Annotated in this window: 18 protein-coding genes; 12 read left to right on the top strand and 6 right to left on the bottom strand. The window is 68.1% G+C overall.

Features of this window, described 5'->3' with window-relative positions:
• Positions 1-10: 10 nt before the first annotated feature.
• The 8 genes from rhmD to OM513_RS16790 are packed head-to-tail and all read left to right on the top strand — an operon-like array spanning position 11 to position 9,168.
• The gene (gene rhmD / locus OM513_RS16825; RefSeq protein WP_264945819.1) at positions 11-1,198 is read left to right on the top strand and encodes an L-rhamnonate dehydratase; all 1,188 of its coding nucleotides are present in this window, start codon (positions 11-13) and stop codon (positions 1,196-1,198) included.
• Positions 1,199-1,205: 7 nt separating this feature from the next.
• Positions 1,206-2,063 carry a fumarylacetoacetate hydrolase family protein gene (locus OM513_RS16820; protein WP_264945817.1) on the top strand — a complete coding sequence of 286 codons (858 nt, stop codon included), beginning with the start codon at positions 1,206-1,208 and terminating at the stop codon, positions 2,061-2,063.
• Entirely contained in the window at positions 2,060-2,809 is a 750-nt protein-coding gene (locus OM513_RS16815; RefSeq protein ID WP_264945816.1) for an SDR family NAD(P)-dependent oxidoreductase, read from the top strand. Before OM513_RS16820 ends, OM513_RS16815 begins: the two co-directional genes overlap by 4 nt.
• A 31-nt stretch (positions 2,810-2,840) precedes the next feature.
• Entirely contained in the window at positions 2,841-3,758 is a 918-nt protein-coding gene (locus tag OM513_RS16810; protein ID WP_264945815.1) for an amidohydrolase family protein, read from the top strand.
• A gap of 12 nt (positions 3,759-3,770) precedes the next feature.
• Complete coding sequence (gene rhaT / locus OM513_RS16805) at positions 3,771-4,829, top strand: L-rhamnose/proton symporter RhaT (protein ID WP_264945814.1); 1,059 nt, start codon at positions 3,771-3,773, stop codon at positions 4,827-4,829.
• Position 4,830: 1 nt separating this feature from the next.
• A complete protein-coding gene (locus OM513_RS16800) occupies positions 4,831-6,435 on the top strand; it encodes a glycoside hydrolase family 43 protein (RefSeq protein ID WP_264945813.1) in 1,605 nt (534 codons plus the stop codon).
• A gap of 13 nt (positions 6,436-6,448) precedes the next feature.
• Complete coding sequence (locus OM513_RS16795) at positions 6,449-8,029, top strand: rhamnogalacturonidase (protein WP_264945812.1); 1,581 nt, start codon at positions 6,449-6,451, stop codon at positions 8,027-8,029.
• The gene (locus tag OM513_RS16790) at positions 8,029-9,168 is read left to right on the top strand and encodes an endo-1,4-beta-xylanase (RefSeq protein WP_264945810.1); all 1,140 of its coding nucleotides are present in this window, start codon (positions 8,029-8,031) and stop codon (positions 9,166-9,168) included. The genes OM513_RS16795 and OM513_RS16790 overlap by 1 nt, the downstream gene beginning before the upstream one ends.
• A 36-nt stretch (positions 9,169-9,204) precedes the next feature.
• Here the strand turns inward: OM513_RS16790 and OM513_RS16785 are convergent, their stop codons facing one another.
• Positions 9,205-10,542 carry a sensor histidine kinase gene (locus tag OM513_RS16785; protein WP_264945808.1) on the bottom strand — a complete coding sequence of 446 codons (1,338 nt, stop codon included), beginning with the start codon at positions 10,540-10,542 and terminating at the stop codon, positions 9,205-9,207.
• Positions 10,532-11,926 (bottom strand): sigma-54-dependent transcriptional regulator, encoded by a 1,395-nt coding sequence (locus OM513_RS16780; protein ID WP_264945807.1) that lies wholly within the window; start codon positions 11,924-11,926, stop codon positions 10,532-10,534. Before OM513_RS16780 ends, OM513_RS16785 begins: the two co-directional genes overlap by 11 nt.
• A 171-nt stretch (positions 11,927-12,097) precedes the next feature.
• Here OM513_RS16780 and OM513_RS16775 point away from each other — a divergent pair, with 171 nt between their 5' ends.
• The 4 genes from OM513_RS16775 to OM513_RS16760 are packed head-to-tail and all read left to right on the top strand — an operon-like array spanning position 12,098 to position 16,836.
• Positions 12,098-12,304, top strand: coding sequence for a hypothetical protein (locus OM513_RS16775; RefSeq protein ID WP_264945805.1), 207 nt, complete (start codon positions 12,098-12,100; stop codon positions 12,302-12,304).
• 11 nt (positions 12,305-12,315) lie between these two features.
• A complete protein-coding gene (locus OM513_RS16770) occupies positions 12,316-13,614 on the top strand; it encodes an efflux RND transporter periplasmic adaptor subunit (RefSeq protein WP_264945804.1) in 1,299 nt (432 codons plus the stop codon).
• An 11-nt stretch (positions 13,615-13,625) separates the two neighbouring features.
• Positions 13,626-14,306, top strand: a complete 681-nt coding sequence (locus tag OM513_RS16765; RefSeq protein WP_264945802.1) for an ABC transporter ATP-binding protein — start codon at positions 13,626-13,628, stop codon at positions 14,304-14,306.
• A 28-nt stretch (positions 14,307-14,334) separates the two neighbouring features.
• Positions 14,335-16,836, top strand: a complete 2,502-nt coding sequence (locus OM513_RS16760; protein WP_264945800.1) for an ABC transporter permease — start codon at positions 14,335-14,337, stop codon at positions 16,834-16,836.
• A 158-nt stretch (positions 16,837-16,994) separates the two neighbouring features.
• Here the strand turns inward: OM513_RS16760 and OM513_RS16755 are convergent, their stop codons facing one another.
• The 4 genes from OM513_RS16755 to OM513_RS16740 form a co-directional block, all read right to left on the bottom strand.
• Positions 16,995-18,482, bottom strand: a complete 1,488-nt coding sequence (locus OM513_RS16755; RefSeq protein ID WP_264945799.1) for a tryptophan halogenase family protein — start codon at positions 18,480-18,482, stop codon at positions 16,995-16,997.
• Between the two features lie 16 nt (positions 18,483-18,498).
• Positions 18,499-19,527, bottom strand: a complete 1,029-nt coding sequence (locus tag OM513_RS16750) for a cupin-like domain-containing protein (protein ID WP_380916363.1) — start codon at positions 19,525-19,527, stop codon at positions 18,499-18,501.
• Position 19,528: 1 nt separating this feature from the next.
• Positions 19,529-20,239, bottom strand: coding sequence for a SapC family protein (locus tag OM513_RS16745; RefSeq protein WP_264945798.1), 711 nt, complete (start codon positions 20,237-20,239; stop codon positions 19,529-19,531).
• 138 nt (positions 20,240-20,377) lie between these two features.
• Positions 20,378-23,443, bottom strand: a complete 3,066-nt coding sequence (locus tag OM513_RS16740) for a TonB-dependent receptor (protein ID WP_264945797.1) — start codon at positions 23,441-23,443, stop codon at positions 20,378-20,380.
• Positions 23,444-23,879: the final 436 nt, after the last annotated feature.

Raw genomic sequence — 23,879 nt, 5'->3', positions numbered from 1 at the left:
CGGGGACCCGATGCCGCTGCCGAAGATCAAGGAGGTTCGTGCTTTCGTCGTCCGCGGGGGCGGCGGCGCCGATTATCACGATCAGGGCGCCGGCCACTGGATCGACGACCATATCGCCACGCCGATGGCGAAATATCCGGAGTACCGCCAGTCGCGGCAGAGCTTCGGCATCAACGTGCTGGGCACGCTGGTGGTCGAGATCGAGGCGGAGGACGGGACCATCGGCTTTGCGGTGACGACCGGGGGCGAGCCGGCCTGCTACATCGTCGAAAAGCATCTGGCGCGCTTCCTGGAGGGCCGCGATCCGGCGGAATATGAGAAGATCTGGGACCAGATGTACTTCTCGACCCAATATTACGGCCGCAAGGGATTGGTGGTGAACGCGATCTCCGGCGTCGATCTGGCGCTGTGGGACCTGATCGGGCGGCTGCGGCAGGAGCCGGTCCATCACCTGCTGGGCGGCGCGGTGCGCGATGAGCTGCAATTCTACGCCACGGGCGCGCGGCCCGATATCGCCAAGCAACTGGGCTTCATCGGCGGCAAGCTGCCGCTCCACCACGGCCCGGCCGAGGGCGAGGAGGGGCTGAAGAAGAACGTCGCGCTGCTGGCGGACATGCGCGCGCGCTGCGGCGACGATTTCTGGCTGATGTACGATTGCTGGATGGCGCTGGACGTGAACTATGCCACGCGCCTGGCACATGCCTGCCACGCGCACGGGCTGAAGTGGATCGAGGAGGCGATCAGCCCCGACGATTACTGGGGCTATGCCGAGCTGAAGCGCAACGTGCCCGCCGGCATGCTGGTGACCACCGGCGAGCATGAGGCGACGCGCTGGGGCTTCCGCATGCTGCTGGAGATGGACTGCTGCGACATCATCCAGCCCGATGTGGGCTGGTGCGGCGGCGTGACCGAACTGCTGAAGATAAGCGCGCTGGCCGATGCGCGCGGCAAGCTGGTCGTGCCGCATGGATCGTCGGTCTATTCCTATCACTTCGTCGTCACCCGGCATAACTCGCCCTTCGCGGAGTTCCTGATGATGCATCCGGGGCCGACCGAGGTGGTGCCGATGTTCGCCCCCCAGTTGCTGGGCGAGCCGGTGCCGGTGAACGGCCGCATCCGCGCGAGCGCGCTCGACAAGCCGGGGTTCGGCGTCGAGCTCAACCGCGAAATCCCCCTCCACCGACCCTATACCCATTGAGGAACCGATGAAGCTGCTGCGATACGGCGCGACTGGACAGGAAAAGCCGGGGCTGATCGACCCGGAAGGGCGCATCCGCGACCTTTCGGGCGTGGTGGCCGATATCGGCCCCGCGGAGCTGTCGCCCGCCGGGCTGGCGCGGCTGGCGGCGATCGATCCCGCGTCGCTGCCGCTGGTGGAGGGCGCGGTGCGTTACGGCCCCTGTGTCGCGGGCACGCGCCAGTTCGTGGCGATCGGCCTGAACTATGCCGATCACGCGGCCGAATCGAACCTGCCGATCCCGTCCGAGCCGGTGGTGTTCCAGAAATGGGTGAGCTGCATCCAGGGGCCGGACGATCCCGTCACCATCCCCAGGGACTCGCTGAAGACCGACTGGGAGGTGGAGCTGGGCGTCGTGATCGGCACGCGCGCCTCCTATGTCGACGAGGCCGGCGCGCTGGCGCATGTCGCGGGCTATTGCGTGATCAACGACGTCTCCGAACGCCATTGGCAGCAGGAGCGCGGCGCGACCTGGGACAAGGGCAAGGGCTTCCCCACCTTCGGCCCGATCGGCCCGTGGATGGTGACCGCCGACGAGGTGGGCGATCCGCAGGACCTGGCGATGTGGCTGGAGGTGAACGGCAAGCGCGTTCAGGACGGCAACACGCGGACGATGATCTTCACGGTGGCGCAGATCGTCTCCTATTGCTCGCAGTTCATGGTGCTGGAACCCGGCGACGTGATCACCACCGGCACGCCCCCCGGCGTCGGCTTGGGGCAGAAGCCCGAGCCCTGGTTTCTGAAGCCCGGCGACGTGGTGGAGCTGGGCATCGAGAAGCTGGGCCGCCAGCGGCAGGAATTCGTCGCATGGAAGCCCGCGGCATGAGCGTGTTCGCGGGACGCTTCGACGGGCGTGTCGCCGTCGTCACCGGGGGCGCATCGGGCCTGGGCCGCGAAACCGCCCGGCGCATCGCCGCCGAGGGCGGCGCCGCCGTGCTGTGGGATATAGACCCCGACTGGCTGGAGGAAGCGCGCAAGGACGTGGGCGCCGCGCACGCGATCGCGTTCGACGTGCGCGACAACGCTGCCGTATCCAGCGCGGCGGCGGAGACGGTCGCACGGTTCGGCCGGATCGACATCCTGGTGAACTCGGCGGGGATCACCGGCGCGACCGCCCCGGTGCAGGATTTCCCGGTCGATTCCTGGCTTCAGGTGTTCGCGGTGAACACGCATGGCCTGTTCTATTGCTGCCGCGCGGTGATCCCCCAGATGATCGCGCAGGGCTATGGCCGGATCGTCAACGTGGCATCGGTGGCGGGCAAGGAGGGCAACCCCAACGCCTGCGCCTATTCCGCGTCCAAGGCGGCGGTGATCGGCTTCACCAAATCGCTGGGCAAGGAACTGGCGACCAGCGGCGTGATCGCCAACGCGGTGACCCCGGCGACCTTCGAAAGCCCGATCCTCCAGCAGCTCCCGCAGAGCCAGGTCGATTACATGCGGTCGAAGATCCCCATGGGCCGGCTGGGCGACGTGAGGGAGACCGCGGCGATGGTCTGCTTCATGGCGAGCGAGGAATGCAGCTTCACTACGGCCGCCACCTTCGACACATCCGGGGGCAGGACCACATTCTAGGATCTGCGCGCCACCGGAATGCCGGGGCGCGATGGGAGAGGGGACGCACTTGTTCGACCTGCCGTTCGTCGATGCGCATGTGCATCTGTGGGATCTTGGCGGCCCGATCCGCTACCCATGGCTGACGCCGCCGTTCGCCGCGGACGGGCCGAACGGCAGCGTCGAGCGCATCGCCGCCACCTATCTGATCGACGATTATCTGCGCGAGGCCGCGCGGTGGAACGTCGCGGGCATCGTCCATGTGGACGCGGGTGCGATGCCCGAGGACGCGCTGGCCGAGACGCAGTGGCTCCAGGGCATCGCCGGGCGGCGGGGGATGCCGAACGCGATCGTGGCCTTCGCCGATCTGGCCGATCCCGGCTTGGACGCGCTGCTGGCCGCCCATGCCGCGCACCGCAACGTCCGCGGCATCCGCCACATCGTCAACTGGCACGCCGATCCCAGCCGCACCTATCTGCCCCGCGACGTGACCGGGGACGATGCCTGGCAGGCGGGGTTCGCGCGGCTGGGGGCGCATGGGCTGTCGTTCGATCTCCAGGCCTATCCGGGCCAGTTCGCGGGGCTGGCGAAGCTGATCGCGCGGCATCCGGAGACCCAGGTGATCGTCAACCATGCCGGCATGGGCGTGGACGGCGAGGCGGAATGGCGCGCGGGGATGGCGGCGCTGGCGGCGCTGCCCAATGTCGCGGTGAAGATCTCCGGCCTGGGCTTCGTCTTCCGCGGAATCGACCTGGCGGGCTTCCGCGCGCGGACGCTGGCGGCGATCGAGCTGTTCGGCGCCGATCGCTGCATGTTCGCGAGCGACTACCCCACCGACCGGCTGTTCGGCCCGTTCGACGCGACGATGGAGGCGCTGGCGGGTGCCGTCGCCGATTTCACGGAAGGCGAGCGCCGCGCACTCTTCGCCCGCAACGCCAACCGCATCTACCGACTCGATCTGGACGTCTGAGGAGAGACTGCGATGACCCCCAACCCCTTGCTCGGCGTCTTCTTCCACTGGCTCGGCGGGCTCTCCTCGGCCAGCTTCTACGTGCCCTATCGCGCGGTGAGGCAATGGTCGTGGGAGATCTATTGGCTGACCGGCGGCATCTTCTCGTGGCTGCTGGCGCCGTGGCTGTTCGCATCGGTCCAGACCAGCGACCTGCTGGGCGTGCTGGGCCGCGCGGATACCGCCACGATCGTCTGGCCGGTGGTGTTCGGCATGCTGTGGGGCTTCGGCGGGCTCACCTATGGGCTCACCATGCGCTATCTGGGGCTGTCGCTGGGCATGGCGGTGGTGCTGGGGCTGTGTACCGTGTTCGGCACGCTGATCCCGCCGGTCTTCCAGGGCGATTTCGGGCCGAAGCTGATCGACACCGCCAGCGGCAACATCACGCTGATCGGGCTTGCGATCACGCTGCTGGGCATCGTGGTGGTGGCGCATGCGGGCGCGCGCAAGGATGCGGCGCTGACCGGCGACCAGAAGGCCGCGGCGGTGGCCGAGTTCGATTTCCGCAAGGGCATCTGGGTCGCGGTGTTCAGCGGCATCATGTCGAGCTGCTTCGCCTTCGGGCTGGCGGCGGGCGAGCCGATCAAGGCGATCAGCGCGGCGGCGGGCACCGGCCCGCTGTGGACCGGGCTGCCGGTGCTGTGCCTGGTGATGTTCGGCGGGCTGATCACCAACGCGGTCTGGTGCGCCTGGCTGATCGCGAGGAACCGCAGCGCGGGCCAGTGGCTGGGGCAGGGGAGCGCGGCGGGGGCGCCGTTGGCGATGAACCTGGTCCTCTGCGCGATCGCGGGCACGGCCTGGTATTTCCAGTTCTTCTTCTACACCATGGGCGAAAGCCAGATGGGGCAGTACGGCTATTCGTCGTGGACGCTCCACATGGCGTCGATCATCATCTTCGGCACGATCTGGGGCTTCGCCTTCCGCGAGTGGAAGGACGCGGCGGCGCGGGTGAGGGCCACCGTATGGGGCGGCGTGGGGCTGCTGGTCTTCGCCACGGTAGTGATCGGCTATGGCAACAGCCTGGGTTCGTGAGATGCGCGGGTTGATCCGGTCCGCGGTGCTGCTCGCCGCCGCCGCGGCCATCGCCCCGGCCGCGGCGCAGGTGCCGCAGGCGCGCTATACCAATCCCATCCTCTACGCCGATTATTCGGATCCCGACGTGATCCGGGTGGGGGAGGACTATTATATGGTCGCCTCCAGCTTCCACCTGTCGCCCGGCATCCCGGTGCTCCATTCGCGCGATCTGGTGCATTGGAAGATCATCGGCCACGTCCTGCCGCGCCTGCCCTTCGGCCCGCTGTACGACATGCCGGGGCCGCACACGCTGGACGACACTATCTCCAAGCCGATCGGCGGCACCAAATATGCCAGCGGCGTGTGGGCGCCGTCGATCCGCCACCATGACGGCCGGTTCTGGGTCTATTGGGCGACGCCGGACGAAGGCGTGTTCATGGCCACCGCCGCCGATCCCGCCGGCCCATGGTCGCCGGTCACCCATGTGATCGCGGCGGAGGGGCTGGAGGACCCATGCCCCTTCTGGGACGAGGACGGCAGCGCCTGGCTGGTCCACGGCCGCGTCGGCGCGGGGCCGCTGATCCTCCACCGGATGAGCCCGGACGGGACGAGGGTGCTCGACGAGGGCAGGCTGATCGCCGAGGACAGGATCAACCTGCCCGTGCTGGAAGGCCCCAAGTTCATCAAGCGCGGTGGCTGGTACTATATCTTCGCGCCGATCGGCGGCGTGGGCACGGGGCCGCAAGTGGTGGGCCGCGCCGCCCGGATCACCGGCCCCTATGAATGGCGGGTCGTGCTGGAGCCTGGCACCACGCCGATCCAGGGTCCGCACCAGGGCGGCTATGTCGAGACGCCATCGGGCCAGGGCTGGTTCGCGCATTTCAATTCCACCGGCGCCTTCGGCCGGATCGTCCACCTTCAGCCGGTGACGTGGCAGGACGGATGGCCGGTGATGGGCAACCCGATCCCCAATCGCACCGCGGGCCAGCCGGTCGCCTCCTATCCGATGCCCGATACCGGCAGCGCCCCGGCGAACGACCGGCTGCAGGACAGCGACGAGTTCGCCGGCGCCGCGCTGGGGCTGCAATGGTCGTGGAACCACAATCCGGACGACAGCGCCTGGAGCCTGGGCGAGCGCCCGGGCTGGATGCGGCTGAAGGCGTTGCCCGCACGATATCTGGTGAACGCGCGCAACACGCTGACCCAGGTGCTGCAGGGGCCGCGCAGCACGATCACCACGCGCATCGACGTTTCCGCCATGGCCGACGGTCAGCGCGCCGGCTTGACGCTGTTCGGCGTCCGCCCGGCGTGGATCGGCGTGGTGCGCGAGGGCGGGGTGAACCGGCTGACCATCTCGTCCGAGGGCGTCGAGACGCCCGGCCCGGTGCTGAAGGACAAGACCGTCCAGCTCCGCGCCGAGGTGAGCGAGGGGCAGAGCGTGCGCTATTCCTTCAGCATCGATGGCCGGCGCTTCACGCCGCTGGGCGACGCTTTCTGGCTGGCGCGGTTTTCGTGGTGGAAGGGGTCGCGCCCCGCGCTGTTCAGCTTCACCCGCGCCGCGGCCGATGCCCCGCGCGGCTGGATCGACGTCGACTGGTTCCGGGTCGAGGTCGCGGATTTCTGAAAGAGACGGGAGAGTGGATGTGTTCGATCGCCGTACCCTGCTGCTTGGCGGAACCGCCGGGCTCGCCGCTTCCGGCCTGATCCTGCCCGCGCACGCGCGCCGGCTGGCCCAGGGCTGGGTCAACGTCCGCGATTTCGGCGCCCGGGGCGACGGCAAGGCGATCGACACCCCCGCGATCAACAAGGCGATCGATCATGCCGCGGCGCACGGCGGCGGGACGGTGTGGTTCCCGGCCGGAACCTATGCCTGTTACACGATCCGGCTGAAGAGCCGCGTGACGCTGCACATAGACAACGGTGCCACCATCCTGGCCGCCCCCGCGCCGGAGGACGGGCGCGGCGGATATGACATCGCCGAGCCGATGGACCCGGTGATCGCCACCTATCAGGATTTCGGCCACAGCCACTGGCGGAACAGCCTGATCTGGGGCGAGGGGCTGCACGACATCGCGATCGAGGGGCAGGGGCTGATCTGGGGCAAGGGCCTGGGCCGCGGCGACGGCAAGGACAATTGGCTGAAGGACCCCAACGGCCCCGGCACCGGCAACAAGGCGATCGCGTTGAAGAACTGCCGCAACGTGATCCTTCAGGATTTCAAGATCCTGGAGGGCGGCTGGTTCGCGCTGCTGGCCACCGGCGTGGACAACATGATCCTGGACAACCTGCTGGTGGACACCAACCGCGACGGGTTCGACATCGATTGCTGCCGCAACGTCCGCGTATCCAACTGCACCGTCAACTCGCCCTATGACGACGCGATCTGCCCCAAGAGCAGCTTCGCGCTGGGCTATCCGCGCGTGACGGAGAACATCACCATCGCCAATTGCGTGGTGCTGGGGAACTATCAGGTCGGATCGGTGCTCGACGGCACCTGGAAGAAGATGCCGCCGGAGTTCGCGCCGACCATCCACGGCCGCATCAAGTTCGGCACCGAGACCAACGGCGGGTTCCGCAACATCACCATCACCAACTGCACGTTCGAGGACAGCCGCGGCCTTGCGTTCCAGACCGTGGATGGCGGCGTGGTGGAGGACATCACCGTCTCCAACCTCACGATGCGCGGGATCGTCAACGCCCCCTTCTTCCTGCGGCTGGGCAAACGCATGCGCGGACCGAAGGGCGCGGCGATCGGCACGATGAAGCGCATTTCGATCACCAACGTCGTCAGCTCGGGCGCGAACCTGCTCCCCTCGGTGCTGGCGGGGCTCACCGAACGGCCGATCGAGGATGTGAAGTTCAGCGACATCCACCTCCACCATGTAGGCGGGGCGCCGGCCGCGATGGCGGCGCTGATGCCGCCGGAGAACGAGCTGGGCTATCCTGAGGCGCCGATGTTCGGCGATCTGCCCGCCACCGGATTCTTCGCGCGGCACCTGCGCGGGCTGGAGATGAGCAATGTCGAGGTGGAGACCGCCGCGCCCGATCCGCGCCCGGCATTCTGGCTCCAGGACGTTCACGACGCCGATTTCTTCCGCGTGCGCGTGCCCGGCGGAGCGCCCGCCTTCGCGCTCAACCAGGTCGAGCGGTTCCGCAGCTTCGGCGCCGCGGGGCGGCCCGACCGCAGCATCGAGCGCGCCGGGCGGGAGGTCTTCTGATGGTCACCCGGCGCGCGGCGCTCGGCATGGTCGCGGGCGGCGCGGCTGCGGCCGCCATCCCGGCCTGGGCGGGCGAGGCGATCGGCCCCTCGCTGGACGTGCTGGCGCGGGCGAAGGGGCTGCGCTTCGGCTCCGCCATCTCCGCACCCCCGCCGCCGCACCCGCGCGCCGCGCTCGACGACGCCCGCTATTGCGCGGTGATGGCCTATGAATGCGGCGTCCTGGTCGCGACGAACGAGATGAAACATTACGCCATCCATCCGCACAGTCCGGACGAGTGGCAGTTCGCGGGGGCGGACCGCATCGTCGATTTCGCGGAGGCGAACGCGATGGGCGTGCGCGGCCACACGCTGCTGTGGGCGCACCCCGACTATAGCGTGAAATGGCTCAGGGAATATGACTTCGGCCCGCAGCCGGGCGCCGCCGCCGCGAAGATGCTGGCCGGGCATATCCGCCGCACCTGCGCGCATTTCGGAACGCGCGTGCAAAGCTGGGACGTGGTCAACGAGGCCATTGACCACAAGACCGGCGAACTGCGCGACCACCCCTTCGGCGCGATCGGCAAGATCGAGGCGATCGACCTGGCCTTCCACACCGCCAGGGAGGCGGCGCCGCACGCCGAGCTGGTCTACAACGACTATATGAGCTGGGCGCGCGGCGACGAGCTGCACCGTGCCGCGGTGCTGCGGCTGCTGGAGGGCTTCCGCAAGCGCGGCGTGCCGGTGGATGCGCTGGGCATACAGAGCCACATCGGCGATCCGCACAGCGACCGGGAATCGCCCTTCGGCGTCTATGACGAGAAGGCGTGGCGCGCGTTCCTGGATGCGGTGACGGGCATGGGATACCGGCTGCACGTCACCGAGCTGGACGTGGGCGACAAGCGGCTGCCCGCCGACATCGCTTCGCGTGACCGGGCGTGCGCCGATCTGTGCAAGGCGTGGCTCGATATCCTGTGCGGCTATCCGGCGCTGCGCGACATATTGTTCTGGGGGATCGTCGACAGATATAGCTGGCTGCGCGGCCTGACCCCGCGTGCCGATGGCGCGCTCAAGCGGCCGTTGCCCTATGACGACGAATATCGCCCCAAGCCGATGCGCGACGCGGTGGCGGCTGCGCTGAAGGGAGCGGTGGCGCGTTAGAGTCTGTCCGCCAGCGGCGGAACCGGCCCCAGCCCGCTACACCAGCAGCTCGAACCGCGCCCCGCCGGCCTCCGCATCCTTCACCTCCACCGCGCCGCCATGGGCCACGGCGATCTGGCGGACCAGGTTCAGGCCGACGCCGGTGCCCTTCGCTCGGGTGGTGAAGAAGGGGAGGAAGATGTCGCGGCGCAGGTCCGCGGGCACGCCGGGGCCGTTGTCCTCCACCGCAACCAGCGTCTCGCCGTTCGCCATCCGCGCCAGTGTAAGCGCCACGCGCGGGGCGGGGGCGTGCGCGGCGGCCGCCTCCGCGGCATTGCGCAGCAGGTTGAGCAGCGCCTGCGCCATCAGGTCGGGATCGGCATCGACCAGGAAGCCTTCGGGCCGCAGCGTCACGTCGAGCGCCACGCCGGGGAACTCCGCCGCGAACAGCCGCGCCATCTCTGCGGCGAAGGGCGCGGCCTCGAACCGGCGGCGGTCGATGCGCGGCTCGCTCGCGACCTTGCGATAGCTGTTGATGAAGCGCGCCAGCCCCTCCGCGCGGCGCTCCAGCGTGCTCACCGCCAGCCGCGCGTCGGCGATGCGCCCGCCGTCCGCCGCCAGATCGTCCACCTGCGCCAGCAGCGTGTTCGCCGTCGCCGCGAGCGAGGTGACGGGGGTGAGCGAGTTGAGGATCTCATGCGTCAGCACGCGCACCAGATCGGTCTGCGCCGCCATCTCGACCGCGTTGAGCGTTTCCTGCACCGGCTGGACGATCACCACGCGCGCGCGCTCGCCCAGCCGGGTCAGCGCGGCGGAGCGCACGATCGCCCGCTTGGCCCGCCCGCCCAGGTTCAGGATCAGCACCTCCTCGCGCACGGGGGCGTCCAGCTCCAGCCGGTTGGCGAAGGTGGCGCCATAGACCGCGAAATCCTGCGCCCGCACGCCGTCATGTTCGGTGAACAGCCTGCGCGCCGCCTTGTTGGCCAGTTCGATCCGCCCCTCGCCGGTTACGGTCAGCAGCGCGACGGGGACGTCGTTGACCAGCGCTTCCAGGAAGTTGCGCTCGTCGCCGGCGGCGCGGCGCTCCTCGCGCAGCCGCCGGATCGCGCCTTCGAACGCGGCGCCGATCCGGCCGAATCCCGATCCCGCGCCGCGATCGAAATGAACTTGGGTGTCGCCATGTTCCAGCGCCTCGACGAACTGCGCCACCTCCAGGTTGGTGCGATAGACGTGGCGCCACAGCAGCCATCCCGCGCCCGCCGCCAGCGCGGCTGCGGCGATCCGCACGGCCCCCAGCCCCGGCGTCACCACCGCCCAGGCGAACAGCACCAGCAGGAGCTGAAGCAGCGCCAGCCGCCACAGCAGGCCGAGCGTGAAGTTGCGATCAAAGCCCATGTTTTTCCATGCGGCGATAGAGCGCGGCGCGCGACAGACCCAGCTCGTTGGCGGCGAGCGAGATATTGTAGCCGTGCTTCTTCAGCGCGGCCTCCACCAGCCGCCGCTCGACGCGGTCCAGGTTGAGGTCGTCGGTGTCGCCGGGCGTCACCACCGCCTCTCGCGCAACCCGGGCGGCGGCGGGTGCGGCGAGGGTGAAGTCGTCCGCCTCCAGCATGGCGCCGCGGCCCAGGATCACCGCGCGCTCCACCGCATGGCGCAGCGCGCGGACGTTGCCCGGCCAGTCGTGCGCCACCAGCGCCGCGAGCGCCCCCGGCGAGACAGCGGGCACGGACCGGTTGTAGCGTCGCGCGTAGATTTCCAGGAAATGATGGACCAGCTCCGCGATGTCCTCGCGCCGTTCGCGCAGCGGCGGCAGCAGGATCTCCACCGTGTTCAGGCGGAACAGCAGGTCCTGGCGGAACTGGCGTTCGTCGTTGAGCAGCTCCTGGCTCATGTTGGTCGCGGCGATCACGCGGATGTCCACCGGCACGGGCTTGTTGGCGCCCACCGGGGTCACCCTGCGCTGCTCCAGCACGGTCAGCAGCTTGGGCTGGAGGTGGAGCGGCAGGTTGCCGACCTCGTCGAGGAACAGCGTGCCGCCATCCGCCGCCTGCACGCGCCCCACGCGATCGGCGCGCGCGTCGGTGAAGGCGCCCTTCACATGGCCGAACAGCTCGGAATCGATCAGCTCCGTGGCGATCGCGCCCAGATCGACGGTCAGCATCGCCTTTTCCGCGCGCAGCGAATGGCGGTGCAGCGCGCGCGCCACCAGCTCCTTGCCCGTGCCGTTCTCGCCCAGGATCAGCACGTTCGCATCGGTGGGGCCGGCGCGCTCGATCAGCGAATGGACGCGCGCCATCGCGGGCGATCGGCCGAGCAGCGGCGTCTCGCCCGGGGCGGCGCTGGCCACGGCCAGCTTGGCGCGCTCGGTCGCCACGTCGCGGCGCGAGCGGCGCAGCGCGGCGGCGGTGCGGACGGTGGCGAGCAGCCGTTCGTTGGCCCAGGGCTTGGAGACGAAATCGGTGGCGCCGTGCTTCATCGCCTCCACCGCCACATTCACCCCGGCGTGCGCGGTGATCATCACCACCACCATGTCCGGATCGATCGCCAGCAGCCGGTCCAGCCAGGCCAGCCCCTCGCGCGCGTCGGTGGCGCCGCGGGCGAAGTTCGCGTCGAGCAGCACCACGTCCGGCACGCGCCCGGCAAAGGACGCCACGGCCTCCTCGGGCGCCTTGGCCGTCACCACCTCCGCGAACAGCGAACGGAGCAGTAGCCGCGCGGCGAGCAGGATGTCCTCGTCGTCGTCGACGATCACGCAAAGATCGAACTCAGGCCCGCTCATGTCCGTCTCCGTACAGCGACTGTGCGAAACCGGACAATCAATTTGCGTGCCAGTCCGGCGGCGCCCGCGCCGCGCGCCGTTCGCAAGAGGGAAAACGGCGCCCAGGCCCGGTTGGCACGCCGCTTGCTGAACCTTCCGGCGGCCGCAGATGCCAAGGCCAGGGAGGTAGAGATGGACAGAAGGGAGATGACGAAGAGCATGCTGCTGATCCTGCTCTGCGTCCTCGCATATGCCGTGATCCAGTCGGGGCCGGTGGGGCTCCGGCTGGCGGTCAACGATCAGGGCGTGTCCTTCCAGCTCAAATCGTCGCTGGCCAAGATCGTGTTCGAATTCGGACAGGAGTGTTCGAAATCGGACGGTTGCGGGCTGCTGCGGTGAGCGTGCTGCGGATGATCGGACGCACGGAAGAGCCCGCCGCGGTGAGCGGCAGCGGCATGGATCGTGTGGTGGCCCCGCGCGGCCTGGCGCTGCGCTGGAAGATCGCGGCCGGCGTGGCGGCGATCGCGGCGCTGGCCGGCCTGTTCCTGGCCTATGCCCCGCGCGGCGGCAGCCAGACGGTGGAGGCATCGCGGCTGACGGTCTCCACCGTCTCGCGCGGGACGTTCGACGACTATATCCCGTTGCGCGCGCGCGTTACGCCGCTGCTCACCGTCTATATCGACGCGGTCGAGGGCGGGCGCGTCGAGGAGATGCTGGTCGAGGACGGCGCCACGGTGGAGAAGGGCCAGCCGATCGCGGTGCTTTCCAACGCCGAGCTCCAGCTTTCCACCCTCGCGCGCCAGACCGAGGTGGAGCAGCAGATCAACAACATGCGCAGCCAGGAACTGGCGCTGTCGCAGACCCAGCTTGCCAACGAACGTTCGGTGCTGGAGGCGGAACTGGCGCTGGAAAAGGCGCGCCGCCAATATGAGCGCGAACGCCCGCTGGCCGAGCGCGGCTTCGTCCCCGCCAAGACCTTCGCCGACACGCGCGACGAATATGAATATCAGAAGCGCCGGCTGGCGGTGCTGAAGCGCGGCCAGGCGACCGACGCGCGGCTCCAGGGCGGGCAGCTCGCCCAGCTCCAGCAGGCGGCGCAATCCATGCGTTCGGGGCTGGACATCGCCCGCACGAACCTGGAGGCGCTGCGGCTGCGCGCGCCGGTTTCGGGCACGCTCTCCGGCTTCGCGATCCAGATCGGCCAGTCGCTCCAGCGCGGCGAGCGCATCGGCCAGATCGACAGCCCGGGGCGCAACAAGCTGATCGCCGGGGTGGACGAATTCTACCTGGGCCGTGTCCAGCTCGGCCAGAAGGCGGCGATCGAATATGGCGGCAAGCGCTATGAGGCGAAGATCAGCAAGATCTCGCCCCAGGTGCAGAACGGCCAGTTCGAGGTGGACCTGATCTTCACCGGCGCCGAGCCCGCCGATATCCAGCGCGGCCAGACGCTGCAGGCGAAGCTGACGCTGGGCGATCCCGCGCCCGCGCGGCTGATCCCCAACGGCGCCTTCTACAGCGAAACGGGCGGCGCCTGGGTGTTCGTCGTCTCCCCCGACGGGCGCAGCGCGGTGAAGCGCAAGGTACGGCTCGGCCGCCGCAACGCCGATTATGTCGAGGTGCTCGAAGGGCTCGATCCCGGCGAGCGCGTGATCACCAGCCCCTATACCGGCTTCGCCGACAAGGACCGGCTGGACCTCCGGTCCCAGTGAAAGGAAGACAGATGCTCCAGATGCGCAATCTCTCGCGGGTCTACCGCACCGAGACGGTGGAGACGACCGCGATCGACGCGATCGACCTGGATATCGCCCAGGGCGAGTTCGTGGCGATCATGGGTCCTTCGGGATGCGGCAAATCGACGCTGCTCAACCTGATCGGCATGCTCGATAGCCCGACCAGCGGGTCCTATCTGTTCGACGGGAAGGAAGTCGCCGGGCTTTCCGAGGGGCGGCTTTCGGAAACGCGCAAGGCCAACATCGGCTTCATCTTCCAGAGCTTCAACCTGGTCGACGAGCTGACGGTGCGCGAGAATATCGAGCTGGCGCTGCTCTATCATCCCGTCTCCGCCGCCGATCGCCGCGCGCGCACCGATGCGGTGATGGACCGCGTCGGCATCGCCCATCGCGCGAAGCACCGGCCCAGCCAGCTTTCGGGCGGCCAGCAGCAGCGCGTGGCGGTGGCCCGCGCGCTGGTGGCGGAGCCGCGGCTGATCCTGGCCGACGAGCCCACCGGCAACCTGGACACCCAGCATGGCGAGGAGGTGATGCGCATGCTCCAGCAGCTCAACGCCGAAGGATCGACCATCGTCATGGTCACCCATTCGCCCGCGCACGCCGATTATGCCGGCCGCGCCGTCCACATGCTGGACGGCCGCATCCTGCAGGAACGGCGCCGGGCGGCGTGAGCGCAACAGGTCCAGGGAGCATCGAGCCATGTGGCGCAATTATCTGACGGTGGGCGTGCGGGCGCTGATGAAGAACCGCACCTATGCCGTGATCAACATCCTGGGGCTGGCGATCGGCATGGCCGCCTGCCTGATGATCCTGCTCTTCGTGCGATACGAGTTCAGCTACGACAAATGGCTGCCGGACGCCGCGAACACCTATCAGGTCCAGTCCTGGTACAAGCCGGAGACGAGCACGGGCAGCGATCCCGAGCTGCAGATGACGCCCTATGTCACCGGCGCGGCGCTGCAGAAGGATTTCCCGCAGATCGAAAGCTGGGTCTATGCGATGGGCAGCGCGCCCGTGCTCCAGCGCGACGGCGGGGTCGAGACGCTGGAGGATTTCCTCTACACTTCGGGCGATCTGCTCCAGGTGCTGCAACTGCCGCTGGTGCGTGGATCGGCGGATGCGCTGAAGGCGCCGGGATCGGCCGCGGTCACGCGCAGCGAGGCGCTGCGCCGCTATGGCACCGATGACGTGCTGGGCCGCAGCTTCACCGTGGTCAGCCGCGGCCAGACGCGCGATTTCCGCATCAACGCCGTGCTCGCGGACCTGCCGAAGAACTCGCACCTGAAGCTCAACACGGTCGCGCGGATCGACATCAACGAATATTTCGCCGATCAGCCGGAGGCGCTCAACTGCTGGGGATGCCAGAGCGGCTGGATCTGGGTGCGGCTGAAGCCCGGCACCGATCCCGCCGCGATCGAGGCGCAGCTTCCCGCGTGGGAGAAGCGCAACATCCCCGATCAGACTGCGGGCGAGGCGCGCTTCAACATGGGCGATCAGCAGGACTGGCACCTGGTCAATGTCCGCGACGTGCATCTGGGCACGGGGCAGGGCGGGGCGATGACGCCCGGCAACGATCGCGCCACGATCGTCACCTTCGCGGTGATCGCGCTGCTGATCCTGGGCATGGCGATCGTCAACTTCACCAACCTGGCCACCGCCCGCGCCAGCCAGCGCGCGCGCGAGGTGGCGCTGCGCAAGGTGCTGGGCGCGACGCGGCGGCAGCTAATCCTGCAGTTCATCGGCGAAGCGGTGCTGATATCGGCGATCGCGATGGTGATCGCGCTGGCGATGGTGGAGCTGCTGATGCCGCCGCTGGCCGCGTTCCTGGATGCCGATATCCCGGTGCGCTATCTGGGCGAGGGGGGCATCCTGCTGCCCGTGCTGGGGCTGATGCTGGCGGTGGGGGTGCTCAGCGGCCTCTATCCGGCCTTCTTCCTATCGCGCTTCCAGCCGGCCGCGGTGCTGAAGGCGAACAAGTCCGCCGCCGAGGCCGCGGGGACGGGGCTGTTGCGCAGCGTGCTGGTGGTGGGCCAGTTCGCCGTCTCGATCGCGCTGATCATCTGCACCGGCGTGGTCTATGCGCAGACCGTCTACGCGCGCACCGCAGATCCCGGCTATCAGCGCGACCACATCCTGCAGGTGGAGGAGATGAGCCGGCGCCAGGCCTATGGCAAGGGCGAGACGATCGTGGCGCAGACCGCGCGCCTGCCCGGCGTGAAGGCGGTGGGGCGCACCGGCATCGGCGTGGCCACCTTCAACAACAGCAACACCGGGCTGCTCGTCCCCGGCCGCCCCGATCCGGTGACGATCGGCAACTATGGCGTCGATATCGGCTTCAAGGACGCGATGGGGCTCCAACTCGTGGCCGGCCGCTGGTTCGACGGGCGCGAGATGGACGATATGACCGTGCCCTATCCCACGCCCGAAGCGGCGCACCTGGCGCTGGTGGCGCGCGGCGCGAACATCGTGATCAACGCGCTGGCCGCGAAGAAGCTGGGCTATGCCACGCCGCAGGAGGCGATCGGCAAGACGCTGCGCGCCGGGCTGGTGGAGGACCAGTACGGGCTGGTGCCGGTGACGATCATCGGCGTGGTGAAGGATTCGCGCTTCCGCTCGGTCCGCGAATCGATCGATCCGCTGCTGTTCTTCAAGACGCGCGAGGGTTCGATGACGCACATGATCGTGCGCTTCGAAGGCGATCCGGCGCGCGTGCGCCAGGGCGTGGAGGCGCTGTGGCGCAAGCTGGTTCCCGACGTGCCCTTCGCCGCGCGCTTCAGCGATGAGATCATGCTGGACCTCTACAAGTCTGAGGACGCGCGCGCGAAGCTGTTCGCCGGCTTCGCGGGGCTGGCGGTGATCGTTGCCTGCCTGGGCCTGTTCGGGCTCGCCGCCTTCACCGCGGAACGGCGGACGCGCGAGATCGGCATCCGCAAGGTGCTGGGCGCGCGGACGTGGGATATCGTGCGGCTGCTGGTGTGGCAGTTCTCCAAGCCCGTGGTGATCGCCAACCTGATCGCATGGCCGGTCGCCTGGTGGGTGATGCGCGATTGGCTCAACAGCTTCGATGCCCGGATCTCGCTTGGCCCGGCTCCCTTCGTAGCCGCGGGTGCGCTGGCGCTGCTGATCGCGATCGGCACGATCGGCGCGCACGCGGTCCGGGTCGCACGCGAGAACCCCGTCAACGCGCTCCGGTACGAATGACCGGGCGCGGGTGACGGGCCGGTCCGGACGCCGCTTTCCCAACCTGCCTCAGGGAAACGGCGTCCGGGCCTTGGGCGTTTAAATGGGAAAGCCGACACATAATTCCCGCTACCTGAGAGGGGGGAGGGGAGCAGGAGCGGGCCGGAGCCGCCAGGCCTTCAATCCCCGGCGCAGAGCGCGTCGAGATATTGCTGGTGCGGCGGCAGCGCGGCGACGGTGCGGCCGACATTGGCCTTGAGCCCGTCCAGCGCCGCGCGGAGCTGGCCCTGCGGCATCATCCGCGCGACATGGTTATGGCTGCGCGGACGCAGCCGCTGGCCGAGCATCACCTGGACCCAGCTATCGACGCGGAACAGCTCGTCCTGCCCCTGCCATGCCTCGGCACCCTCGGCGAACAGCGCGATGCGCTCCGCCAGCGAATCCGGGATCGGCATGTGGCGGACATAGCGCCAGAACTCCGAATCCTCCCGCTCGGTCTGGTGATAGTGGAGGATGATGAAGTCGCGGATATTCTCCAGCTCGCCGCGCGTGCGACGGTTGTAGCGTTCGATCGCCGCGGGGTGGCATCCATCGAAGGGGAAGCTCTGCATCAGCCGCGTCACTGCGACCTGGATCAGGTGGATCGCGGTCGATTCCAGCGGCTCGATGAAGCTGCCCGACAGGCCCAGCGCGAAGACGTTCTTCTCCCAGGTCCGCGTGCGCGCGCCCGCCTTGAACCGGATCAGGCGGGGTTCGATCAGTATCTCGCCCTCCAGGCCCGTGTGGAACGCCTCGCGCGCGCGGTCCTCGTCCTTCAGGAAGGCGCTGGCATAGACGAAGCCGTTGCCGACGCGGTGCTGGAGCGGGATGCGCCATTGCCAGCCCGCATCATGCGCGATCGCGCGGGTATAGGGCACCGCCGGCCCCACGCTGCGCGTCTGGGCCGGAAGCGCGCTGTCGGTGGGCAGCCAGTGCGACCAATCGTCGAACGGCACGCCCATCGTGCCGCCCAGCAGCAGCGAGCGGAAGCCGGTGCAATCGAGGAACAGGTCGCCCGCGATCCGCTCGCCCGATGCCAGCACCAGCGCCTCCACGAAGCCGCTTTCGCCATGCTGTTCGACGCGCTCGATCCGCCCTTCGACGCGCTTCACGCCCGCCGCCTCGCTCAGCCGGCGCAGGAAGCGGGCGTAGCGCGACGCATCGAGGTGATAGGCATAGTTGAGCGGCCCGTCTTCGCCCCCGGTGAAGCGCCCGGCGATCCCCGCCTGATGCTCAAGGCAATATTCGCCGATCCCGGATTCCAGCCCCTGCGCGGCGGCCTCCAGCCAGAAATGCTGGAAATCGGCCATCCAGGTGGCGCGGCCCAGCGTGCCGAAGCTGTGGAAATAGCGGTCACCGGGCCGCGCCCAGTTCTCGAACGAGATGCCCAGCTTGAAGCTGGCCTGGTTGTCGCGGACGAACTCGCGCTCGTCGATGCCGGCGATACTGTGGAAGGTGCGCGTGGTGGGCACGGTGGATTCGCCCACGCCGATCGTGCCGATCTCTTCGGATTCGATCAGCACGATCTCCACCAGCGCGCCGAGCTGGCGGCCCAGCGCCGCCGCGGCCAGCCAGCCCGCCGTGCCGCCGCCCGCGATCACCACGCGCTTCACCGGACGATTGGTCATCCTGTCCCCCTCCGGCTCAGCGGTTGAGCCGCTGGAGCAACTGCGCGCGCAGCCGCCGTGCCTTCATCTCGTCGAGCGGCCCCAGCGCGCCCTGCGCGTGCGCGGGCAGGTGCGCGGCGGGCATCTCCGCCGGGCCGAATACATAATAGTCGAACATCGCGCGCCAGGCGGCCTTTTCCTGCTCCGGCCGGTCGCGCAGGCTGAGCAGCGCGTGGAGCAGCGTGTTCTGCGGCGTATCCATGAAGGCGGGCACGTCGTTCCACCAATAGTTGACCAGGATGTTGAACGGCTCCAGCGCCTCGACATTGTGCCACCACAGCGCGGGATAGAATAGCAGGTCGCCCGGCTCCATCTCCGCCACCTGGGCATGCGCCAGCGCCTCGGCGAAGCGCGGATAGCGGTCCAGGTCGGGCGCGCGCAGGTCCACCATGCTCACCACCTGGCCGCCGGGCGTGGGCTCCAGCGGGCCGGGATAGAGGTTCGCGACCTGATCGGGCGGGAACAGCGTGAAACGACGCCGCCCGGCCGCACAGCAGGCGATGTTGTTCGACATGTCGTGGTGCGTCGACGCCACGGTGCGGTTGCCGATCCAGATGCTCTTGACGGGGGGGCGGCCGGTCAGCGCGTCGATTCCGATGCCGTTCTCGTCCGCGATGCCGGGCAGGTAGAGATCGAGATCGGTCGATCCGATGTAGAAGGCGGGGGGCGCGGGATCGTCCAGATGCCGGGCGATGCGATCGAGGAAATCCCCCAGCGGCACGCGCGCGGCATCGAAGTTCAGTCCCGAGAGCCCCGCGTCGTAGAAGAATCGGCCGCCGATCCCGGGCGGGCCGGTGAAGCCCACCACCGGGCGCCCGCCGTCGAAGCGCTTGAGATAGGCAATGGCCTCGGCCGGGGAGCGGAGCCCCGTCTGCACCAGCGGCCAATCGCGCATGAACCCCTTGAACAGCACCGGACGTGCCGCCTCCATCAGGTCGCTCAGCGGCAGCGCGCCTCCGGTCCACGCAATCGCCTCTACGGGGGCGGGGCGGGGCGCTTCGTTCATGTCAGCCCGCCGTGCGCGCCTGCTTGAGTTCGATCAGCCGGGTGAAATTGGCCAGCGACGCCACGACATGGAAGGCGCTTTGCAGGAAGCCCGCGCGGTGCAGCGCCGCCAGCTCATCGCCGCCCAGCGCGGCCAGCCGCTCGCGATCGATCGTGAACACCTCCGACACCGTATAGATATCGCTCTCGCCCACGCGCGCCTCCAGGTTCACGGGGCGCAGCAGCCCGGCCTGCTCGAACGCGGCGGCCATCGGCGCCAGCAGGTGATGGCCGATATAGATCGCCTGGAGCACTGCGCTCATATGGTCGAGATAGGGGGTGTTGCCGCCGTGCGGCAGGAACAGCGGCTCGCCCTCGCTGCGCGATACGCGCGGGTGGGCGGTATCGATGCGGATCATCGGCTCGCCATCGGGCGTGGAAGGAGCGGCGATGCTGAACGGCCCGCGCTGTTGCAGCACCGGCACCTGGCGCGCGCGCCATCCGCCCGCGCCGTCCAGGAACAGATTCTCGTCGCGATCCAGGCCCAGCAGCGCGACGGGGCGCAGCGCCCCTTCGCCATCCCGCCGGAACAGGATGGGATATTCACGCTGCAATCCTTCGAATTCGGTGGGAAAGACCATCACCTGGTTGATGCCGTCGCCATGTTCGGCGCCGTGGCGCGTGATGACGCGCAGATCGTGATGATCGACGTTGTTGAGCAGTTCGTTTGCCATCGTTGCAGGGCCGCGCGCGGCCACTCTCTCCTTATGGGCACAGCTATGGGACAGGCGGCGCCCCGGCTCAATGCCCCGGGAAAAAAGGCCGCTGCAAGCAGCGGCCTTTCCCCCTCTTATTGATTGACCGGAACGCGATCAGAAGCGGTAGCGTGCCCCCAGGAACAGGCGCGGCTTCTGCTCCTGCGCGAACCAGACCTGGTTCTCGTCGCGGCCATAGGACCGGATCGGCTCGCTCAGGATATTGATCGCCTCGAACGAGACCGCGATCTGGTCCGTGATGTCCCAGCTCACGCTCGCGTCCAGCGTGCCGAAGGGCGCGAAAAACTCCGGGCTGCGCCCGCCGCCGCGGTTCACGTTCGCAAGGAACTTGTCGCGCCAGTTGTAGGCGACCCGGGCCGAAATCCCGCCCTTGTCGTAGATGCCGGTGATGTTGAAGCTGTCGGCCAGACCCACCAGCGCGTAGACGTTGGTGCCCGGATCCGACAGGATGTCGACGGTCACGTCGCCGTACACCTTGGTGAACGAACCCGAGACGCCAAAGCCGCTGTTGCCCAGGAAGTACTGGCCCTGCAGCTCGAAGCCGTGGATGTTGCCTTCGCGGTTGTTGATCGGCGTCGAGACCTGGAAGACGAACAGCGGATCGCTCGCGTTCGCGATCACGTCGCGGGCCGCCAGCACCGTGTCCACGAATGCCTGGTCGAGCTGGCCGTTGACGCCCAGGTTGGCCGCGAACTGCGCCGTCGCCGCCGCCACGCTGCCGCCGTTGGCGTCGATCAGCGCGGTCATGGTGAACAGGCTGACGTCGTTCACCACCGCGCCCAGGCCGTTGATCGCGGTGAGCGCCGCGCCCGAACGCGAACCAGCCGCACCCGAGCTCGGGTCCCGCAGGCCGAACAGGTTCTGGTTCACCTGGCCGACGCCGACGAAGTTCTTCACCTGCTTGTAGAAGAAGCCCGCCGACACATAGCTCGACTTGTCGAAATACCATTCGAGCGAGATGTCGAAGTTATCGGAAACCAGCGGCAGCAGGTCCGGGTTGCCCTGGGTGCCGGAGGTCACGCCGCCCAGCGCGGTCGGGCGGTTCGGCGCGCCCGCGGACTGCGAAGCGAACAGGTTGCCATAATCGGCGCGGGCGATCGTCTTGCTGTACGAAACGCGCGCGACGACATCGTCCACCGGCGAGATCTGGAAATCGATCGACGGCAGCAGGTTGTTGTATTCGCCGTTGCGGGTGATTTCGGCGATCGTGCTGCCGATCACGCGGGTGAAGTCGTTATCCGAGTCCCACTCGATCCGGTCCGGCTGCGCGACGCGCGAGAAGGACGTGACCTTCGTGTTCTCGAAACGGACGCCGCCCACCACGCTGGCCGGGCGATCCATCAGCGTGCCCTTCCAGGTGAGCTGGGCATAGGCCGACCAGATCTTCTCGGTAACCTGATCGAAGTCGTTGCCGCTGACGTTGATCGGGTTGCCAAGGCCCGCGTAATGCGGCGCGAAGGCGTTGTAGAGGTCCACGGCGTTGCCGCGGAACGCGATGTCCGCGCCGGTTACGGTATAATGGTCGAACTGGCAGCCCATGCAGAACTGGGTGACCAGATTGCCGGCCAGGTTCTTCACGTCGCCCACATTGTTGATGCCCCAGTCGCCCAGCGTCTGCTGGGTCTGGATGCGGGCGCTCGTCATCTTCGAGTTGATGTAGGTGGAGCCGATGTCCAGCCGGCTGCCGCCGCCGAAATCCCAGCCCATGTTACCGCTGAGCTGGTTCAGGCGGTGGCTCTGGCTGGATGCGTTGGTGCGCTGCACCTGGGTGCCCAGGTCGCCGATATCCAGAACGCCGTTGTTGTTGCCGCGGACGCTGTCGTTCAGCGTCCAGATCTGGTTCGGCACCGGACCGGAATAGTCCACCGCATGCTTGTCCACCACCGGGGCGCCGAACGCGACCAGGGTCGAGCTGGTGCCGTTCGGGGCGTCCGGCGTCGACTTCGATTCCGAATGGTTGCCGTCCAGCGTGAGCGTGAAGTTCGAGCCAAGCTCCCACTCCGCGTTCAGGCCATAGGACTGAAGCTGGGTCTTGGTCGCGCGATACTGCTGCTCGAAGCCCATGTCCTTCGTGCTGTAGCCCGCGCCTTCCTCGACATAGATGGCGGTGGGCACCGCATCGCTGTTGTCAAAGGTGATGCGATCGAACGGGCGGTTGAACCAGTTGGTCTGGTCGGTGCGCTGCTCGCTGATCCGGTTCTGCGCGAACATCGCGTCGGCGGTGAAGGTCAGCGTGTCCATCGGCTGGAATTGCACCGTCGCCGATGCGTTGATGCGCTCGCGCTCCGATTCCGAAAAGTGGTAGCGGCTGTCGTTCGGCACCGCGACCAGCGTGGACGGATTCGAAGGCGCGCCGGTAACCACCGTCGACGGCCCCTTGCCCGGGTAGGACGAGAAGGGCGTGATGTTCCAATCGTTGGAGGTCGCGCTCGCCGCCGCGCTGTCACGCTTCTGATAGGCGCCGAACAGCGAGATGCCGAAGGTGTTCGATTCGTCCGTCCAGGTCGCGACGCCGGAGAATTCCGGGTCCACCTTGAAGTCCGAATTGCTGAGGTCATACAGCGCCTTGGCGCCCACGCTGCCGCGCAGACCCTCGCCGCTGACGTCCAGCGGGCGCTGCGTCACGATGTTGATCGCGGCGCCGATCCCGCCCGACGGGATCGCCGCGCGGCCGGTCTTGTAGACCTCCAGCCGGCTGACGCCTTCCGAAGCGAGGTTGTTGAAATCGAACGAGCGGCTCGTCGCGCGGCTGAAGTCGACCGACTGGTCGCCGCCGACAGCGTTGACAAACGAGGTTGCCATCTGGCGCCCGTTAACGGTCACAAGGTTGAACTGCGGGCCGAAGCCGCGGACGGTGACCTGCGATCCTTCGCCGTTGACGCGATTGATCGAGACGCCCGGCACGCGCTGGAGCGATTCCGCCAGGTTGGTGTCGGGGAACTTGCCCATGTCCTCGGCGGAGATCGCATCGACCACGCCGGTGGATTCGCGCTTGATGTCCATCGAGCGCTCAAGGCTCGCGCGGATGCCGGTGACGACGATTTCCTCGCCCTGCGCCTCTTCTTCCTGCGCAAAGGCTGCGACGGGAAACGAAAGACAAACGGCGACGGCGAGTGCCGATGCCGAACGCGCGAGCGTGCGCGGTTTCCGGATATTCCTCATAAATCCCCTCCTCCCGATGTCCGCAAGCCGCGGCCGGGTTAATCGCTGCATGCCAAGGGCGATTCCCTCGTGCATGTTAACGCTATCATGCTGTCTAACGTTGTCAATGCGTGCGGAAGGGGTTTTGCACAGCTTTCGGGCGGGCGGCTGTAATTTTCCAAAAGTGGTGTCGCATAAAAGCTACAAAAGCTGCGCGTGGCCGTCCGACTAGCGGGGGTGTGGTGATGTTGCCAGAAGTCGCGACAGGCGCGGCGCGAGATATGTGCAAGAATATGGCGGCGGGGTCCTGGAAATGTCTGCGCCGCGGGTGGGGCGCTATCGCCTCCCTTCGCGCATTCGGGTGCCGCCGGACTTTACGACCTAGGGTCGAGACTCATAACCACCAAGTGACGGCGGCGGCGAGGTAGATGGCGCTGAGGAAGTTGGCGGCGAGTTT

This window comes from Sphingomonas canadensis (genome assembly GCF_026013525.1).
Taxonomy (GTDB): Bacteria; Pseudomonadota; Alphaproteobacteria; order Sphingomonadales; family Sphingomonadaceae; genus Sphingomonas; species Sphingomonas canadensis.
Note: the sequence above shows the minus strand (reverse complement) of the source record. Positions and strands in the feature narration are given on the sequence as shown.

Bases quoted from the DNA above. Each gene is read 5' to 3' on its own strand.
- OM513_RS16765 (WP_264945802.1), top strand. From the start codon at position 13,626: ATGCTCCAGATGCGCAATCTCTCGCGGGTCTACCGCACCGAGACGGTG.
- OM513_RS16800 (WP_264945813.1), top strand. From the start codon at position 4,831: ATGCGCGGGTTGATCCGGTCCGCGGTGCTGCTCGCCGCCGCCGCGGCC.
- OM513_RS16740 (WP_264945797.1), bottom strand. From the start codon at position 23,443: ATGAGGAATATCCGGAAACCGCGCACGCTCGCGCGTTCGGCATCGGCA.
- OM513_RS16750 (WP_380916363.1), bottom strand. From the start codon at position 19,527: ATGAACGAAGCGCCCCGCCCCGCCCCCGTAGAGGCGATTGCGTGGACC.
- OM513_RS16775 (WP_264945805.1), top strand. From the start codon at position 12,098: ATGGACAGAAGGGAGATGACGAAGAGCATGCTGCTGATCCTGCTCTGC.
- OM513_RS16780 (WP_264945807.1), bottom strand. From the start codon at position 11,926: ATGAGCGGGCCTGAGTTCGATCTTTGCGTGATCGTCGACGACGACGAG.
- rhaT (WP_264945814.1), top strand. From the start codon at position 3,771: ATGACCCCCAACCCCTTGCTCGGCGTCTTCTTCCACTGGCTCGGCGGG.
- OM513_RS16790 (WP_264945810.1), top strand. From the start codon at position 8,029: ATGGTCACCCGGCGCGCGGCGCTCGGCATGGTCGCGGGCGGCGCGGCT.
- OM513_RS16760 (WP_264945800.1), top strand. From the start codon at position 14,335: ATGTGGCGCAATTATCTGACGGTGGGCGTGCGGGCGCTGATGAAGAAC.
- OM513_RS16785 (WP_264945808.1), bottom strand. From the start codon at position 10,542: ATGGGCTTTGATCGCAACTTCACGCTCGGCCTGCTGTGGCGGCTGGCG.
- OM513_RS16770 (WP_264945804.1), top strand. From the start codon at position 12,316: ATGATCGGACGCACGGAAGAGCCCGCCGCGGTGAGCGGCAGCGGCATG.
- OM513_RS16745 (WP_264945798.1), bottom strand. From the start codon at position 20,239: ATGGCAAACGAACTGCTCAACAACGTCGATCATCACGATCTGCGCGTC.
- OM513_RS16810 (WP_264945815.1), top strand. From the start codon at position 2,841: ATGGGAGAGGGGACGCACTTGTTCGACCTGCCGTTCGTCGATGCGCAT.
- OM513_RS16755 (WP_264945799.1), bottom strand. From the start codon at position 18,482: ATGACCAATCGTCCGGTGAAGCGCGTGGTGATCGCGGGCGGCGGCACG.
- rhmD (WP_264945819.1), top strand. From the start codon at position 11: ATGCCGCTGCCGAAGATCAAGGAGGTTCGTGCTTTCGTCGTCCGCGGG.
- OM513_RS16815 (WP_264945816.1), top strand. From the start codon at position 2,060: ATGAGCGTGTTCGCGGGACGCTTCGACGGGCGTGTCGCCGTCGTCACC.
- OM513_RS16820 (WP_264945817.1), top strand. From the start codon at position 1,206: ATGAAGCTGCTGCGATACGGCGCGACTGGACAGGAAAAGCCGGGGCTG.